Source organism: Chryseobacterium sp. UYP7, from assembly GCF_056279225.1.
On the sequence record NZ_JBWBQW010000002.1, the window covers coordinates 272507 to 288697 of the forward strand.

The 16191-nt window shown below is 35.1% G+C and carries 17 protein-coding genes; 10 read left to right on the forward strand and 7 right to left on the reverse strand.

The genetic code is table 11. The features are described from left to right. Nucleotides 1-216 precede the first annotated feature (216 nt). A complete protein-coding gene (locus ACZ9HT_RS05560) occupies nt 217-1368 on the forward strand; it encodes a DUF4349 domain-containing protein (protein ID WP_476039469.1) in 1152 nt (383 codons plus the stop codon). Between the two features lie 98 nt (nt 1369-1466). On the opposite strand, the gene ACZ9HT_RS05565 is transcribed toward ACZ9HT_RS05560, so the two are convergent. The 4 genes from ACZ9HT_RS05565 to ACZ9HT_RS05580 all read right to left on the reverse strand — a co-directional run bounded on the left by ACZ9HT_RS05565 (nt 1467) and on the right by ACZ9HT_RS05580 (nt 4583). Then, complete coding sequence (locus tag ACZ9HT_RS05565) at nt 1467-2537, reverse strand: DUF2891 domain-containing protein (RefSeq protein WP_476039470.1); 1071 nt, start codon at nt 2535-2537, stop codon at nt 1467-1469. A 33-nt stretch (nt 2538-2570) separates the two neighbouring features. Next, entirely contained in the window at nt 2571-2828 is a 258-nt protein-coding gene (locus ACZ9HT_RS05570; RefSeq protein ID WP_476039471.1) for a hypothetical protein, read from the reverse strand. 224 nt (nt 2829-3052) lie between these two features. Further along, nucleotides 3053-3418 carry a hypothetical protein gene (locus ACZ9HT_RS05575; protein ID WP_476039472.1) on the reverse strand — a complete coding sequence of 122 codons (366 nt, stop codon included), beginning with the start codon at nt 3416-3418 and terminating at the stop codon, nt 3053-3055. A gap of 16 nt (nt 3419-3434) precedes the next feature. Beyond that, nucleotides 3435-4583, reverse strand: coding sequence for an acyl-CoA dehydrogenase (locus ACZ9HT_RS05580; RefSeq protein ID WP_476039473.1), 1149 nt, complete (start codon nt 4581-4583; stop codon nt 3435-3437). 244 nt (nt 4584-4827) lie between these two features. Between ACZ9HT_RS05580 and ACZ9HT_RS05585 the strand changes: the two genes are divergently transcribed. From ACZ9HT_RS05585 to ACZ9HT_RS05620, 8 genes are all read left to right on the forward strand, one after another. Continuing rightward, nucleotides 4828-6606 carry an AMP-dependent synthetase/ligase gene (locus tag ACZ9HT_RS05585; RefSeq protein WP_476039474.1) on the forward strand — a complete coding sequence of 593 codons (1779 nt, stop codon included), beginning with the start codon at nt 4828-4830 and terminating at the stop codon, nt 6604-6606. A gap of 144 nt (nt 6607-6750) precedes the next feature. Next, entirely contained in the window at nt 6751-7170 is a 420-nt protein-coding gene (locus ACZ9HT_RS05590) for a hypothetical protein (RefSeq protein WP_476039475.1), read from the forward strand. Nucleotides 7171-7357: 187 nt separating this feature from the next. Beyond that, complete coding sequence (locus ACZ9HT_RS05595) at nt 7358-7786, forward strand: hypothetical protein (protein WP_476039476.1); 429 nt, start codon at nt 7358-7360, stop codon at nt 7784-7786. A 78-nt stretch (nt 7787-7864) separates the two neighbouring features. After that, nucleotides 7865-8455, forward strand: a complete 591-nt coding sequence (locus ACZ9HT_RS05600; protein WP_476039477.1) for a hypothetical protein — start codon at nt 7865-7867, stop codon at nt 8453-8455. A gap of 67 nt (nt 8456-8522) precedes the next feature. Further along, nucleotides 8523-9368, forward strand: coding sequence for a formate/nitrite transporter family protein (locus tag ACZ9HT_RS05605; RefSeq protein WP_476039478.1), 846 nt, complete (start codon nt 8523-8525; stop codon nt 9366-9368). 156 nt (nt 9369-9524) lie between these two features. Then, complete coding sequence (locus ACZ9HT_RS05610; protein ID WP_476039479.1) at nt 9525-10340, forward strand: helix-turn-helix domain-containing protein; 816 nt, start codon at nt 9525-9527, stop codon at nt 10338-10340. Nucleotides 10341-10666: 326 nt separating this feature from the next. Next, complete coding sequence (locus tag ACZ9HT_RS05615) at nt 10667-10855, forward strand: FUSC family protein (RefSeq protein WP_476039480.1); 189 nt, start codon at nt 10667-10669, stop codon at nt 10853-10855. A 164-nt stretch (nt 10856-11019) separates the two neighbouring features. Continuing rightward, the gene (locus ACZ9HT_RS05620; protein WP_476039481.1) at nt 11020-11367 is read left to right on the forward strand and encodes a hypothetical protein; all 348 of its coding nucleotides are present in this window, start codon (nt 11020-11022) and stop codon (nt 11365-11367) included. Nucleotides 11368-11538: 171 nt separating this feature from the next. On the opposite strand, the gene ACZ9HT_RS05625 is transcribed toward ACZ9HT_RS05620, so the two are convergent. The 3 genes from ACZ9HT_RS05625 to ACZ9HT_RS05635 are packed head-to-tail and all read right to left on the reverse strand — an operon-like array spanning nt 11539 to nt 14828. After that, complete coding sequence (locus tag ACZ9HT_RS05625; RefSeq protein ID WP_476039482.1) at nt 11539-12273, reverse strand: LytR/AlgR family response regulator transcription factor; 735 nt, start codon at nt 12271-12273, stop codon at nt 11539-11541. Nucleotides 12274-12320: 47 nt separating this feature from the next. Then, a complete protein-coding gene (locus ACZ9HT_RS05630) occupies nt 12321-13046 on the reverse strand; it encodes a PA3715 family protein (RefSeq protein ID WP_476039483.1) in 726 nt (241 codons plus the stop codon). A 9-nt stretch (nt 13047-13055) separates the two neighbouring features. Beyond that, nucleotides 13056-14828: a histidine kinase gene (locus tag ACZ9HT_RS05635; RefSeq protein ID WP_476039484.1), complete on the reverse strand. Its 1773-nt coding sequence runs from the start codon at nt 14826-14828 to the stop codon at nt 13056-13058. 147 nt (nt 14829-14975) lie between these two features. Between ACZ9HT_RS05635 and ACZ9HT_RS05640 the strand changes: the two genes are divergently transcribed. Further along, nucleotides 14976-16160 (forward strand): vWA domain-containing protein, encoded by a 1185-nt coding sequence (locus tag ACZ9HT_RS05640; protein ID WP_476039485.1) that lies wholly within the window; start codon nt 14976-14978, stop codon nt 16158-16160. Nucleotides 16161-16191: the final 31 nt, after the last annotated feature.

Below are 16191 nucleotides of genomic sequence, written 5' to 3' on the forward strand. Positions count from 1 at the left end.
TGCGAAGTTTTTTCCGGCTGATCATAATAGCTTTATTTAAAAGTTAATGGTTTAAAGAATTATTTTAAAGTTAAATTAGTAATAAGCTTGGAAAAGTTATTGTAAATTGATTTGCAAATTACACATTTAGAGACTCTTAATTGATTTAGGAGTCTTTTTTTATTTTTAAAGGAATGCTATTTGATTCTACCCGATTGTAAAAATTTAAAAATAGTAATGAAAAAAATATTTCTTGGTCTTTTTATATCAATGGCTTTAATTTCCTGCGATAAAACGACCATTCAACAAACCAACGATTCTATCAAACATGCGGACAGTCTTTTTACGAAAGCGAATGATGGTTTAAAAACTTTAGATTCGATTTCTAAAACAATCAATGATTCAGATGGGATCGCGAAAAAAGTCATCATTCCAGAAATTCAAAAGCAGAAAAAAGTCATCGACAGTACCATCAAATCTGGCGGTTGGAAAATCGATTCCATCAATAAAGAAATTGAAAAAATCACGAAAAATGTTATCGTCGGAACTGATGTTGTGAAAACTTTGGATTCAGCCAACGACGCTTTGAATAATGGCGAAAGTGCGATCAAAGTTTTGACGAGAACGGCAGATAAAATTTTCAAACAAACAAAAAGGCAAAATCCTTCTTCGACTCCTTCCAAAAATAACGATGCAAGATCTCAAGAGGAAAATAACACGGTGGTCATTCCACCCATTGTGCAAAGAAATCCACTCGTTAAAACCGCAAAGATAGAAATTGAGGTTGAAGACCTTCAGTCAGCGAAAAGTCTTTTAAAACAAAGAATAAGAGAAAATAACGCAGATTTGGTTTCCGAAAATTTCAGTCAGACCGAAGGATTCCAAAGAGAATATGTGACCGTGAAAGTGCCGCTTCAAAATTTTGATCAACTGGTTGGGAACGTGACTTCTCAAATTGGAGAAGTAAGAACAAAGGAACTATCGTCGGAAGGAACCGATTACGTTTCGGGCCAACTTTGCGATGTAGAAATTACTTTGGTTCAGAATGAAAAAGCAGCTGCAAATTCTATTATGAAAGATGATACAAAGGAAAAACCAGATTCTTTCGGGTCGAAATCTTCGAATGCATTTATGGATGGTTTTAAAGTTTTAGGAACGGTGATGCTGACTATTCTTCCCTTTTGGCCTCTGTTTCTTATTGGTGGATTAATCTGGTATTTCGTTCGAAGAAATAAAAGGAATAAAGAAAATAAAGTAATAGAAAACACCAAACCACTTTCAAACCCGGAACCTTTTCAAAAAGAAGTGACCAATGCGGAGATCATCGAAACAAAAGACGATGAAAATAACGATCCAACAGATTACTCGAAATATTTACCAAAGAATTAAAGATTGGAAAGAAATTTTTGCAAAAGCAATATTGAACTAAAGAAAAACATGTTGAAGCCTGTTTTTCTTTTGATCTTAATTCATTAAAAATATAAACCTTACTCTTCACTCATGGCATAAACAGCAAAACTTGCTAACCAGTGATCGCCGCCATAATTCCCCTGAAAAAGTAATGGCAGTGCATTATTTAAAAACAACGTTGATGTTGACGTCAATTGTTTCTTAAGCGGATGATGATCTGGCAAAGCTTTAGAAATTGCTCTCATCGTCCAGGCGCGCGTGAAAGAAAGTCCGACCAAATGAACGGTTTGAAAATCATTGATATCGCTGATAATCGGAATTTTAGAAATATTCGCGATACTTTTCTTATCGTAGAAAGCATTGAACCATTTTACAAATTCCTTTTGTGGTAAAACTCTTCGCATCAGATCGGCAATCTCGAGACTTGGAGAAAAGAAATCACTTCCATCCGGTTCCAGATAAGCCGGAGTTTTGCGGTCTTTTAAATAAAAATATTTTGATTTCTCTTTTAGCTGATCTAAAAAAACCTGATCGTTTGCAGCTCTTGCCCAGTCGATGGCAAATCCCATCGCAAAAGCAGAATTAGCGTGAACTCCCGTTCGGTTCGGATACGTTTGTTTGGGTAAATAAATTTTCCAAAGTCTCAGAATTTCATCGGTTAAAGGTTTCAAATTCTGATGCCAGATTTTAGCTTGCGGATCATCCCAAGTCAGTAATTCTTCGTCGAGTTTAAGAATCCATGCCCAACCATAAGTTCTTTCAAAATTAATAGAAACTGCATATTTGGTGAAGTAAGCAGATTCCTCTTTAATTTTTTCTGGCTGCAAAGAGTTGGCTAAAAGGGCCATAATTTCTGCTCTATTCGCCAAATCTGGTCGTGATTTTAAGAGGCGAATTAACATCCAATGTCCATGAACAGAAGAATGCCAATCAAAACATCCATAGAAACTGGGATGCAGATCGGAAGGTGACAACAGGACTTCCTGTTCATTATTAATGATATGCGCGGTTTTATTCGGATATTCCTGATTAATGCATTTCATCGGTTTTTCTGCCAACTTCATTGCAATGTCATCTGTTAACTTTGGAGAAATTTGGGCGTTGACTGCGAAACTGCAGAATAGGACAATGGGTAAGATTTTCTTCATGTTCACACTTTTCAATTCTAATGGTTAGATTTATTATTTTAAACCTTCGGGTAACTTCACCTTTCCGCCCGTTAAATAATAGAAAAATATTCCAGTAGCGACGAGTAAAACTGCGTAAATAATGATGAGCATTTTTTGCTTCTTCAAAATTGATAATAACAGCAAACCAACAATTCCAACAACCAAAACAATTATTTTTTGAAACGGATCTTTCAGGAATAAAGAAACGGCGATGAGTCCTAACGACAGGAAATGCAAAACGCGCTCTCTTTTTAATATCAATTCTTTCATAGGTAAATTTTCATTGTTTTAAAATGGTCATCTGTTATCGCCTAATTTTTATCGTAATTTGTTTTCGAAACATATCAATGGCGATTTCATTGCCTAAAAATAAGAAATCCTTTCAAACAAGTTGAAAGGATTTCCTTTTTTATTTCAAATGAAATTTTTACTGTTTTTCGTTTCCAATAGCTTATTCAAAAGTTACTGGTTTTTCCGAGGCAATTGTTTCACCGCTATTTCATATTCACGACTTTATCTACAACATAAGTTGTATTCCCTCTCCAGGGAAGAACACCATGGTATTCTTTGTAGTGAAGATCAAAGGTTTTTCCGTTGTTAATCTCTAATTCTTTGAAAATGGCTTCATCTTCAATCGAAAATTCGAATTCATAACTGGTTAAACTTCCGGTTTTTGCATTGGCTCCAAAACCTTGCTGAATCAATTTTCCTTCGTAGGTTTTAAAGACATTTCCTTTTTTTACTGCATAATTTAATACGCCGGATTTTACACCTTCACCGAAGACGAAGTAGAATTTGTAATACATAAATCCGCCAAATAAAAGGACAACGGCCGCGAGAATGATCCAAAAATTTTTCATGGAAAGTTAGTTTTAGTTATTTCGAATTCTTAACGATACTTCGTGAAATTACAATTTTTTGAATCTCGGAAGTTCCTTCATAGATCTGTGTAATTTTGGCATCACGCATCATTCTTTCCACATGATATTCTTTTACATAACCGTAACCACCGTGAATTTGTACTGCTTCAATACTCACATCCATCGCCACTTGAGACGAATACAATTTCGCCATCGCACCGATTTCTGAGATATCTTTTCCTTCATCTTTTTCAACAGCTGCTTTATAACAAAGCATTCTTGCCGCCATGATGGAGGTTGCCATATCCGCTAATTTAAATGCGATCGCCTGATGATTGATGATCTCTGTTTTGAACGCTTTTCTTACCTGCGCATATTTCAATGCCAATTCGTAAGCTCCGGAAGCAATCCCCAAAGCTTGAGAAGCGATACCGATTCTACCACCATTTAAAACTGCCATCGCGAAGTTGAAACCAAATCCGTCTTCCCCAATTCTGTTTTCTTTCGGCACTTTCACATCCGTAAATAATAAAGAATGCGTGTCGCTTCCTCTGATTCCGAGTTTATCTTCTTTGGGTCCGATCGCAAAACCTGGCCAGCCTTTTTCTAAGATAAAAGCGTTAATTCCCTTATGTTTCTTTTCCGGATCAGTTTGTGCGATCACGATATAGTAAGTCGCAGTTCCACCGTTAGTGATCCAGTTTTTGGTTCCGTTCAAAATATAATGATCTCCTTTGTCAACCGCCGTTGTTTGTTGCGAAGTCGCATCAGAACCCGCTTCAGGTTCTGATAAAGCAAAAGCGCCAATAACTTCGCCACTTGCAAGCGGTTTCAGATATTTCATTTTTTGCTCCTCATTACAGAATTTTTCTAATCCTGCACAAACCAAAGAGTTGTTCACAGACATTACCACGGCTGCAGAAGCATCAACTTTTGCAATTTCTTCAATCGCCAAAACGTAGGAAATACTGTCCATTCCGGCACCACCATATTTAGGATCGACCATCATTCCGAGGAAACCCAGTTCCCCCATTTTCTTTACCTGTTCGTGCGGAAATTTTTGTTGATTGTCTCTTTCAATTACACCTGGTAAAAGTTCAGTTTGAGCAAAGTCTCTTGCGGCTTGCTGAATCATCAACTGTTCTTCCGATAAATTAAAGTTCATAAAATAGTATATAAGATTGTCTGTAAATTTACATTATTTCTAAAAATTAAAAAATTTAATTATGCAAGTCTAGGAATATTTCTTAATAATCCAAATTCTTTTAATATTTATTGATAAATTAAGACCTTTTGCTCCCGAATTAGGACTGAAAAATAGTTTTTGCTGTTTAAATAAAAAATGATATTTTTACAAAAGTGCAATCTAATTTACCTAAAAGAATGCGCTGCTAAGAAAAAACAAAGCTATGTCTATAAAAAGAATTTTCGATTTTGCTCATGAAGCATTACAAAAGTTTCCGCAGGATGAAATGTTCATCACCAAATATAACGGCGAATGGGAGAAAACCTCCACGAAAGAATTTTGTCATCTTGGAAATCAAATTTCCCGAGGACTCTTAAAACTGGGAATTAAACCCGGTGATAAAATTGCCCTAATTACTACCGCGACCCGTACAGAATGGGCAGTGATGGATTTAGGAATTTCTCAGATCGGTGCCGTTTCAGTGCCGGTTTATCCAAGTATTTCTTCTGATGATTTTGATTATATTTTTAATAATGCAGAAGTAAAATACTGTTTCCTTTCCGATAAAGATCTTTTAGAAAAAGTCTTGAAAATTAAGGATAAAGTCCCGACTCTGGAAGGTGTTTTCAGTTTTGAAGACATTGAAGGAACAGCCAGCTGGAAAGAAGTTCTGGATATGGGGAAAGATGAAGCCACGCAAAACGAGGTAGAAGATCTTTCGAAAAGCATTAATTCTGAAGATCTGGCGACGATCATCTACACGTCCGGAACGACCGGGAAACCTAAAGGCGTGATGTTGACGCACCAAAATATTGTTTCTAATGTTCTGGCGTCTAACTCCAGAATTCCGCGCGTGAAAGGAATGGATTATAAAGATGTGAAAATTTTGAGCTTCTTACCGATCTGTCATATTTTCGAAAGAATGCTTTTTTACCTTTATCAATACAATGGTTATTCGATCCACTTTGCAGAAAGCATTGAAAAAATGGGCGATAATATTAAAGAAGTTCAGCCGCACATTATGTCGGTCGTGCCACGTTTGATCGAAAAGGTTTACGATAAAATCTACGACAAAGGAACAAGTGCAGGCGGTTTAAAATCTAAAATATTCCTTTGGGCACTGGGAGTGAATAAGGCAAAACAGACCATTGGTAAACCTTCTGGATTAAAAGAAATAATTGCCGATAAGCTTGTTTTCACAAAATGGCGCGAAGGTTTGGGTGGAAATATCATCACACTCGTTTCCGGTTCTGCAGCTTTAGCACCACGATTGAATAAAATGTTTCAGAATGCCGGAATTCCTATTTTGGAAGGTTATGGTTTAACCGAAACTTCGCCCGTAATTGCGGTAAACAGCTTTGGAAAAATAAAAGTAGGAACCGTTGGACATGTTTTAGAAAATCTGGAAGTTATAATTCAGGAAGATGGGGAAATTACGGTAAAAGGGCCTTCTGTTTTTAAAGGATATTTTAAAAATGAAGAAATGACCGCCGAAGCTTTTACACAGGAAGGCTTTTTCAAAACAGGCGACATCGGACATATCGATGAAGAAGGTTATTTGCATATCACCGACCGTAAGAAAGAAATGTTCAAAACATCTGGTGGAAAATATATTGCGCCCCAAGTTTTAGAAAATCAGGCAAAAGGGTCCAAATTTATTGAGCAAATCATGGTTGTCGGCGATGGCGAGAAAATGCCGTGTGCGTTGATACAACCCGATTTTAATTTTGTGAAGAATTGGGCATCAAGAAAAAATTTGAATATCGGAACTACGCCGGAAGAAATTTCTCAAAGTAAAGAATTGAAGGAACGCATCGGCAAAGAAATCGATTATCTCAATACAAAATTAGGCAACTGGGAACAGATCAAACGATTTGAACTAACGCCGGAACTCTGGACCGTTGAGTCGGGAATGCTTACTCCTACGATGAAATTGAAGAGAAAAGCCGTGAAAGAAAGATATATTAAACTGTATAATAAGATGTACGGACATGAGGATTAATTTCAAAGTAAGAAATTCGATTTTTGGGTTTCTAACGTTGAGATTTTTGAATATATAATTTATTGTAAGAGCGCGGTTTTTTGGCCGTGCTTTTATGTTTAAAAGCAAAAGTAAGAGGAAATTTTACAAAACATTAAAAAAAATATGATGCTAGATATCAGCTTAGAGTACTGGAACAAACTTTCTTCCCAAACCGTTTTTATCACATCACTTTTGGGTGGTTTTTCAATTTTAGTGATTGCAAACCTTTTGGTTACAGAACTAAAGACGAAACTGGCAAAATACATTTTATTCACCTCCACGTTAGCAGCATGTTTATTTCTAGTCTCCATTTTTGCGTGGACGGGTGTGATGATGATGACAACTCCCGGATATCCCGGGAAAATTGAAAGCAGCGAATTTACTTACCACCGAATTTTGGGATCTTTCACTCTTTTATTGGGCATTGTATCCTTACTTTCTATGATTTCTTTAGTCGGCTGGACCAAATCGAGAAGAATGGGAATTATTACCACAGTAATCGCAGTGCTAACTTTTATATTGATCATGACGACTTTTGGTTAGCAAATACAAACCGGCAATCAAAATATCATTTATAACTTCGGCAAGCGACCAATGAATAGAAACAATTAGAAGTACTAATGAATGAACCCAATAAACGCTTCATTATAAAAAAATTCCAATCACTTCTAATCACTTCAAATCACAAAATAACCTTTCGCATTTTAATAAAAAATACCTCCAATAAAAAATGAAAATAATTTTTTCGCTTCTACTTTTAAGTATTTTTGTACAGATCTCTGCGCAAACCGGCAAATTATATAAAGGAAACATCAACGGAAACATTAAGATCACTCTTTACTTAGAAGGTTTAGATGAGGGTATATATGCAGATCAAATTTCTGGAAGCTACAAATACGACAACAAAAAAAACTATATTTTATTGAACGGATATCGAAATAACGACGGAAACATTAGCTTAACTGAATTCTCAACACCAAATTTTACCGGGAATTTTTTAGGAACCTTAACAGAAAATATAATAGGTGGAAAATGGATCAGTGCAGATCTAAAAAGGACTTATACTTTTAATTTAACTGAAATTGTACCAACGAAGGATCAACTGAATGATTTTCAAAAAGCAATTCGGGATATAAGCAATGATTTCACAAAATATTAAAATAAAAGCGAGTTATCAATTTCTTAACTTACTACAAACTTTGGAGTCTTTGTCAAGCGGAAAAAGGTGATTATTTATATGAAAACAATATCTACATTTAAGATTTCACTGCTGATCTTTTTCGTAATCATGAGTTTGAAAATTTCAGCTCAGGAAAAGATCTCTCTAGATCCACCAGAGAACTGGATCGAATTTCAACGGGATGAAGTGATGAATTCCATCTACAACAAATACAGTTTCTCTGAAAAAATAGTCAAAGAGCTGGAGGAAAATGGAAACAGCAGTATTCAGCTTCTGGGTTTTTACACCAACAAGAAAAAAGGAATTTACAGATCAAACCTACAAGTTCTTATCAGACCAAACAGCGCTAAAAACATTGAAGATCTAAAACTTGAGATTGAAAAAAGTCTTCAGGAATTCGCGAAAGTCATTAAAGAATTTAAAATAATTGAAGCACCAAACATCCTCAAAATTGATAATAGGGAAGCAATTATAATGAAGTTTAAAGGTTATAATTTAAATAATGAAAATAAAAAATCCAGTTTCGAAACGACCTTAATTGCAGTTCCTACTGGAAATACTTTTTATCAAATCACCTTAAATCAATCGACTGAAGATCATTTGAATGCCGTTTTTAAAAAGGTTATTGACTCTATAAAATTTCAATAGAAAAAACGGTAAACTTCAACGCTAAAAAGCGCCATGACCGCAAAAAAATATACAACAATAATAAGCTGTGGAAAACGAACAAAACGACCAGGAAGAATTTCAGAAAGATCTGGAAAAAAATTCTAATGAGATCGATGGTGTTGAAGAATATCGTGATATTCTAAGTCGTGTAATTCACGAAGGTGAAGAGATCTTTAAGATAAAAAACCAGGCGATCACTTTAAGTGCCGTAATTGCTGGTCTGGAAATCGGATTCAGTTACTTGCTCATTTGCACTATCTATTACTTATTCGCCGGAAAGATCTCCGAAGATATTCTCGTAAAATTATTCGCTTTGGTTTATCCCTTAGGTTTTATTTTCGTTATTCTGGGGAAATCGGCGCTTTTTACAGAGCAGACTTCTGTTCTAACTTTGCCGGTACTTAACGGACAGCGAAAAATATCGGAATTACTACGGATTTGGGGACTGGTGATCGCAGGCAATGTTTTTGGCGGTATTTTGTTCGTCCTTTTTATTGGTACTCTCGCGCCGAGACTCGATCTGTTCACGCATGAAACCATGGCAACTATTGGAGAACACATTATTGATCACGATGCCTGGACCCTTTTCTTAAGCGCCATTGTTGCAGGCTGGTTAATGGGTTTATTAAACTGGCTTTTAAACAGTACCATTAATTCACTCACCCGAATTTTACTCATTGGGATCATCACCGGGGTGATAGGTTTTGGCGGTTTTCACCACAGTATTGTTGGAAATATAGAAGTGTTTGGTGCCGTTTTATATTCAAATTCCGTGACGGTTTTGGACTATTTATGGTTTCTTCTTCTGGCCTTATTAGGCAACAGTATTGGTGGTGGAATTGTTGTAGGACTTTTTAAATATCGAATTTTTCAGTCTAATTACAGAGAATGAATCGCAATATTTCTTTTAGTTTATTGATTGAAATCATCTCACATTAAATAAAATTCAGACCACTGAAAAATTTTTAAATTGATGGACTTAGTATTTTCAAACCTTGTTCGGGAATTTGCCCGGTTGAAATTTTAAGATATGAAATCTTATTAGAGAATGATGTACGAAATCTTTATTCCAAAATCAGCGATCCTGCAAAAATACATTTACAGCGTTTATGTGATGAATGAATTCGTTGAGCCGATCAGTTATTTAGCTTTTCCGCAGCTGGGTATGACGATGGCATTCTTCGTAAATACCAATCTGAGTCTGGAAAATAACTGTATTTCAATTGGCAGTTCAGAGAAAAAAGATCCAGAGATTTTACTTTTAGGAAAGTATAAAATTCCATTTCAACTGAAATATGAAAGGTCGGTTCCGGAAATTTCTATCAATTTTACGCCGACGGGATTGAATTACTTTTTTGAAGAAAATACTTGTGACCTTGCAAAACATGAAGCTCAACTCATTACTAAAGAAAATTGGCTTGCGTTTACAACTCAACTTTTTATCGCAGGCACAAACGATATAAAAATGGAAATGCTCGAAAATTTTCTTACCAAACAATTGTTAAAAAAAGATTTATCGGTGGTCGAAAATTATCTGGTAGCTTTAAATGGAAATCCTGACCAAACTATTTCAAATTTCGCAGAACAGTTAAATATTTCTGCCAAAACCATTAACAGATCTTTTGCAAAATATATTGGATGTTCTCCTATGGATTTCAAACAGATTCTGCGCTTCCGGAAAGCAGTTCATTCCAAGTTTAATAAACCTTTCGAAAATCTAACGCAAATTTGTTTCGACAGTAATTTCTACGATTCTCCACATTTTACGCGAGAGTTCAAAAAACTAACACATTTAAGTCCAAGGGAATTTTTTGCGGATATTGCACCTGTAGTTGATAAAGATATTCCGTATAAATTTTTGTAATGTCCGTTTTATACAAGTTAATTCAACGCAGGTAAATGAAATTTGTCTTAACAATCAGATTAATAAAATTATGAAAACCACTAAAAATTTCAACTTCTTTTTTATATTCGTCGCCATTCTATTAGGTTGGACCCTGTACAAACAGTTTGACTTTGAAACTAATACATTCAAAAACACTGGATTAGCAATTGTTTACCTTATCACTTTAGCTTTTTCAGTTTATTTTTTGATAAGAAACAGCAGAAGCAACTCTGAAAATTAAAAAAATGAAGCCATAAAAATTCTCAGAATTAACCGATGAGCAGCCTTTAGAAGAAGCAAAAAAGATGACATCAACAAATCTCTTAAATGCTGTTTTAATTGGATTACTCATTGGTGTCGCAATTTACAGCACTATAAAAAACGGCTTCGGATTTTTTACTTTGTTTCCTTTATTCTACATTTTGATCTTATATAAAACAGAAGAGAAAAGCAAAGCGTTGGAGAAACAGTTAAAAGATAGAAATCTGAAATAATCGATGACAAACTGTAAAAACTGCAAAACTGAAGTAAGCCAGAATTACTGTCCAAATTGTGGAGAACCAGCGAACTAAATAGGATCGATGGCTTCTTAAAGCAAATAAGCTATATCCGTTTTCAAATGGATATTTTTTATATATTTGAGTATCAAATGATTCTTATGCAAAACTGTTTGGAATGTGGAGAAAAAATTATCGGCAGGAGCGATAAAAAATTCTGTAATGATGGTTGCAGAAATGCCTTCAACAACAAAAACAACAAAGATTCCTCCAACCTAATGCGGAACATCAATAATAAAATGCGCAAAAATCACCGGGTTTTATCGGAACAGAAATTTATTGACGGTAAAGCCAAAACAACGCGAAACAAATTGGTTTCTGAAGGTTTTGATTTTGAATATTTCACCAGTTTAAAAGTCTATAAAAACGGCGCCGAATATCGATTTGTTTACGACATTGGATATAAATTACTCGAAGAAGACTGGATTCTTTTAGTGAGAAAGGAATAACCAAACTTTTTGTCCAAACACAAAATTCCTAAAAACATTCTACTTCCAGGTTAGTTCAGTGTAAGAAAGATCTTGTATTCAATTTCCGGTGGAAATTTTGACCTCCGACTATTTCATCAAAATCTTAATAGTTCAATTTAGTAGAAACTTCAGATTCACGTTATAGAAATCCTATTTAAATAGAGCTAAAAAATCTTCTCTATACGTTCCTGAGACTTCAATTTCAGTTTCATCTTTCAAAATAATTTCGCCATTCTTGTGATAAGATTTTACGAATTGAATATTGATGATATGCGAGCGGTGAACCCGTACAAAAGGATTTTCCAGCAGATCGTCGAAATGTTTTAAAAACCGACATACCATTTTTTTAGAACCGTCTGTCAAATAAACCTGCGTGAAATTCCCATCTGCCTGAAGTCGAACAATATCTTCCGTTTTCACCACATCAAAACCTTGCAGCGTGGGTAAAATTAACTGCTGCTTTTCCGGTTTTAACTTCAGATTTTCGAGCAGAATTTTATTACGGCTAAAATTTTCCTTATTTTCTAAACTTTCCGCTACTTTGTTTACGGCCAGAATTAATTCCTGAATATCAATAGGTTTCAGAATATAATAACTCGCAGATTTATTTAAAGCCTGCAAAGAATATTGAGAAAATGCGGTGATAAAAATGGTCTCGTAAGAAAATTCACTTGTCGCTTCCAAAACGTCAAAAGCATTTCCGTAAGGCATTTCGACATCCAAAAAAACCAATTGTGGACGTTTTTCCGAAATAAAAGGAACTGCTTCCTTAATGTTTTCTGCCTCTCCCAAAAGTTCAACCTGCGGACAATATTTTGTGAGATAATTCCGCAAAACATTCCGGGCTATTTTTTCGTCATCTACAATTACGGCTTTTATCTTCATTCTTTAGAGTTCAAATTTTGAGGTTTTAGTGCAGATCAATTAATAGTTTATTGATAAGTTGATTTGTTAAATTTCAAAGTTTTATAAGAAACGGTTGATTTCTTATCTTCAATACATTCACCGTCAACTTCCTTATTACTTTGTTTTACCTTTTCTGTCTTGATTTTTAGATCTGCGAAACCATTCGTCATTGCTTTATCCAAAATAATTACAGAATTATTTTCCTCAAATTCACCCTCACAAGACATATTCCATTCACCAATATTCTCTTCTGTAGTAAGTTGATTCAAAACTTTTCTCATTGTTCTTCCCTGCAAATAGTACATAGAAATTACAGTTGATGAATATGGATTTGGCCGGCTACTTCCGGTGTAATTTGCTGTTACGCCAAAAGCGCGGATCTTTGAATTGAGATTGTAAAGTCCTGTATCAATTGAAAAACTTGTCAACATGATCGCATCCGAATTATATTCATTGGGATCTGAATATTTATTTCTGATGTAGCCATTTTCGTTCGTAATTAAAACAGTATTTTTTACTATAAAACTATCAGGTTCGTCATTTCCAATTCGTATTGGAATGACCACGATGTAAGAATTTTCAACATTTGGCATTTTCTTTTCAACGACCAGATCTTCTTTGATTTGCGCTTTTCCCACTTTGAGTTGATTGATAATATTTTGATATCTCAACTCACTGATTTCCTGTGCAGAAAAAGTTGTTATGATCATCAAAATGAAGATCAATCCTATTTTCTTACTTAATAAATTCATTTTTAGATTTTAAAAGTTCATCCTGATTTCCACTAAAACTCCGTTTGGAGAGTCTTTCACATTACAGATTATATTTTTTTTGTAAAGATCATTCAGCAATGAGATCCGTTCTATCGTATTTTTCATTCCGCGTCCTTCCCTGTTTTTTTGATGATGCGTTTTTTGTTTTTTGCTTTCTTCAATGCCAATTCCGTTGTCTTTAATGCTGATTTTCAAAATTTCACTTTCTTTTTTAAAATTGAGTTTTAAAAATCCTTTTTCGCTTCGGTACCGCAATCCATGCCAGATCGCATTTTCTAAAAAAGGCTGAATCAGCATTCCCGGAAGTTGAAGATTTTGCGTGTTCAGGCTTTCATCAATTGAAATTTCATATTCGAATTTATCTGCAAAACGTGTTTTTTCTAAAGACAAATAATTCTGCAACAGATCCAGTTCCTGAGAGAAGGAAATGAAATCTTCCGTAGAATTTTCCATCACACCGCGCATTAATTTGGAGAATTTCGTGAGATATTGATTCGCTTCCAACTCATTATTCGTGGCGATAAACTGGTTAACAGAATTCAAACTGTTAAAAATAAAATGCGGATTCATCTCCCTACGAAGCGACTGCAAAGCGATTTTTTTATTTTTGATCTGAACCTTTTTTAAAGTCTTAAAAATAATAAAAAATAAAGCCGACAACAGGACCAAAGCGCCGATTAAGCTGTAATTAAAAATATTTTTTTTGCGGATGAGTTCATCTTTCAGAAGACGTTCTTTCTCAAAAAGAGCAATTTTACTTTCGGTTTCCTTTAAAATTGTCGCATCAATTAAGCTTCTGTCGTTTTTAACCAAGTCCGGCAAATCCTTTAGAAAATTTCGGTACAATTGAGTTGACGCTTCCATATCTCCAGATTTTTGATAAAGACTGTCTAGTTTTTTTACGCTTTTCTGCGCTTCGATCGTATGGTGTTTCTCGATGGAAATTGTGTAAGATTTTTTGAACAATTGAATTGCTTCTTTAATATCATTTTTTTGGAGATAAATTGCGGCCAACTCCTGGATCTGGTTAGCTTTCTCCTGCGAATTTTCTGCCACGAAATTTTCTTTTAAAACCTTTTCTTTCGTTTCAATTGCTTTGTCGTAATTTTTACTTTCAACATAAAGATCCGTTATTTTCTGATTAATAATTAAGGCTTGAGCTGGTTTGGAAATCCTGGAAATTTCGTACGCATTATTCAGGTTTTCTGCAGCTCCAGTAATATTATTTTCCTGCACATTCACATCTGCAAGATTGGAATAATCCTTTGCCAGGTCGGCGGAACTTGAAGGTTCATTATTGATGGATATATTGCCCTCAATGGCATTTTTTTTCCTCGCTAAAGATTTTGTCGCTACCCTCGAATAATCATTTTGATTCGTTTCTTCCTGCTTTTTAACATTGCTGTAAGATGCAGCTTTCTTATAATTATCTGCAGCACTTTTAATTTTATTAAGGCTTTCCTGAGTTTGCGCTAATTTTCTGGAAACAATCGCCAATCCATTCTTATCAGAGGTTCTTTGATAGATATTTTTAGCTTTCAATAGATTTTCTTCACTCTTCGAAAAATTGTTCTGGTTGTAATAAGTATCTGCAAGAGCGATGTAAATTTCTGCCTGTTTCTTCGTATCGTTGGTTTGAAGGGCGTTTTCCAGTTTAGCGGACTGACTTTTAATTTCAGATGTCATTTCTGAATTCTGGGCACAGAGAAGTCCGCTCGTATAGACAAACATCAGCATTAAAAAATTCCGTAACCATTTCATTAAACAAATATAGAAATATAAACTTTTCAAATGAGACGCTTTCACCAAGTCAAAACCAGCATTCACCAAGTCTGCCGATTTTCAGCCTTAATATCTTCTAATTTTACTTTAGAAATAAAAAACGTTAACTCTTAAAATCAAACTATTATGAAAAAGAATTTTTTAATTACCGGAATTTTGGCAAGCTCTGTAGTGGTATTCGCCGCCGTAAAAATTGGGAAAACGATAGAAATAAACCGGGATTTTCCGGAACCCATCGTTAAACAGCTCGCTCCGCCCATAGATTATGCAGAAAATACCATTCAGGTTGCAATTTTACTCGACACGTCTAACTCGATGGATGGTTTGATCGATCAGGCAAAATCCAGACTCTGGAATATTGTTAATACCTTAACGACGTTAAAATATAACGGCCAAGCGCCAAGGATAGAGATCGCCCTTTATGAATATGGAAATGATGGGATCAGCGATAAAAACTGGATCCGCAAAGTGACGCCTTTAACTCAGGATCTCGATTTGATCTCCGAAAAATTATTCGCGCTGAAAACTAATGGTGGAACTGAATATTGTGGCGCTGTAATCGAGGACGCGACTTCTCAACTGGAGTGGAACAATTCTGAAAAAAGCATGAAACTGGTTTATATCGCCGGAAATGAAGAGTTTGACCAGGAAGGAATTAATTATAAAGAAGCGATCAGAGATGCGAAAAAGAAAAATATTTACATTAATACGATCTTCTGTGGAAATCGCGAAGAAGGCATCCAGACGCTTTGGCAAGATGGCGCAACACAGGGAAATGGAAAATATTTTAATATTGACTCCGATCAAAAAGTAGTATTTATTCCAACGCCTTACGACGACCGAATTTCTGAATGTAATGTAAAATTGAATGATACTTATATTGGTTACGGAAGTACGGGAAACAGCAAAAAAAGTATGCAAATGACCCAAGATCAAAACGCAGAATCAATGTCGAAATCAAACGCAGTCGAAAGAACCGTTGCAAAGTCTAAAAAATCTGCATACCGAAATGATTCCTGGGATCTTGTTGATAAAGCAGAAAGTGATAAAGAGTATTTGGGGAAAATTAAAAATGAGGAACTTCCGGCGGAGCTGAAAGGAAAATCGAAAGTTGATATCGCAAAAATAGTTGACCAAAAAACGAAAGAGCGAACTCAATTACAAAAAGAAATCGCAGATCTGGCTATAAAAAGACAGGATTTCATCGATAAAGAAATGAAACACCGCGGTAATTCTAATGTCGATGATTTAGGAAAAGCCATCGAAAAATCAATCGTAGAAATTGGAACAAAGAAAGGTTATACGCTATAGAATGTTTCTTTAAATCTCCTAGAAAAACCAG

What these genes read in the sequence shown, in the direction of transcription:
- ACZ9HT_RS05560 (WP_476039469.1), top strand. Translation starts at nt 217, where the DNA reads ATGAAAAAAATATTTCTTGGTCTTTTTATATCAATGGCTTTAATTTCC.
- ACZ9HT_RS05565 (WP_476039470.1), bottom strand. Translation starts at nt 2,537, where the DNA reads ATGAAGAAAATCTTACCCATTGTCCTATTCTGCAGTTTCGCAGTCAAC.
- ACZ9HT_RS05570 (WP_476039471.1), bottom strand. Translation starts at nt 2,828, where the DNA reads ATGAAAGAATTGATATTAAAAAGAGAGCGCGTTTTGCATTTCCTGTCG.
- ACZ9HT_RS05575 (WP_476039472.1), bottom strand. Translation starts at nt 3,418, where the DNA reads ATGAAAAATTTTTGGATCATTCTCGCGGCCGTTGTCCTTTTATTTGGC.
- ACZ9HT_RS05580 (WP_476039473.1), bottom strand. Translation starts at nt 4,583, where the DNA reads ATGAACTTTAATTTATCGGAAGAACAGTTGATGATTCAGCAAGCCGCA.
- ACZ9HT_RS05585 (WP_476039474.1), top strand. Translation starts at nt 4,828, where the DNA reads ATGTCTATAAAAAGAATTTTCGATTTTGCTCATGAAGCATTACAAAAG.
- ACZ9HT_RS05590 (WP_476039475.1), top strand. Translation starts at nt 6,751, where the DNA reads ATGATGCTAGATATCAGCTTAGAGTACTGGAACAAACTTTCTTCCCAA.
- ACZ9HT_RS05595 (WP_476039476.1), top strand. Translation starts at nt 7,358, where the DNA reads ATGAAAATAATTTTTTCGCTTCTACTTTTAAGTATTTTTGTACAGATC.
- ACZ9HT_RS05600 (WP_476039477.1), top strand. Translation starts at nt 7,865, where the DNA reads ATGAAAACAATATCTACATTTAAGATTTCACTGCTGATCTTTTTCGTA.
- ACZ9HT_RS05610 (WP_476039479.1), top strand. Translation starts at nt 9,525, where the DNA reads ATGATGTACGAAATCTTTATTCCAAAATCAGCGATCCTGCAAAAATAC.
- ACZ9HT_RS05615 (WP_476039480.1), top strand. Translation starts at nt 10,667, where the DNA reads ATGACATCAACAAATCTCTTAAATGCTGTTTTAATTGGATTACTCATT.
- ACZ9HT_RS05620 (WP_476039481.1), top strand. Translation starts at nt 11,020, where the DNA reads ATGCAAAACTGTTTGGAATGTGGAGAAAAAATTATCGGCAGGAGCGAT.
- ACZ9HT_RS05625 (WP_476039482.1), bottom strand. Translation starts at nt 12,273, where the DNA reads ATGAAGATAAAAGCCGTAATTGTAGATGACGAAAAAATAGCCCGGAAT.
- ACZ9HT_RS05630 (WP_476039483.1), bottom strand. Translation starts at nt 13,046, where the DNA reads ATGAATTTATTAAGTAAGAAAATAGGATTGATCTTCATTTTGATGATC.
- ACZ9HT_RS05635 (WP_476039484.1), bottom strand. Translation starts at nt 14,828, where the DNA reads ATGAAATGGTTACGGAATTTTTTAATGCTGATGTTTGTCTATACGAGC.
- ACZ9HT_RS05640 (WP_476039485.1), top strand. Translation starts at nt 14,976, where the DNA reads ATGAAAAAGAATTTTTTAATTACCGGAATTTTGGCAAGCTCTGTAGTG.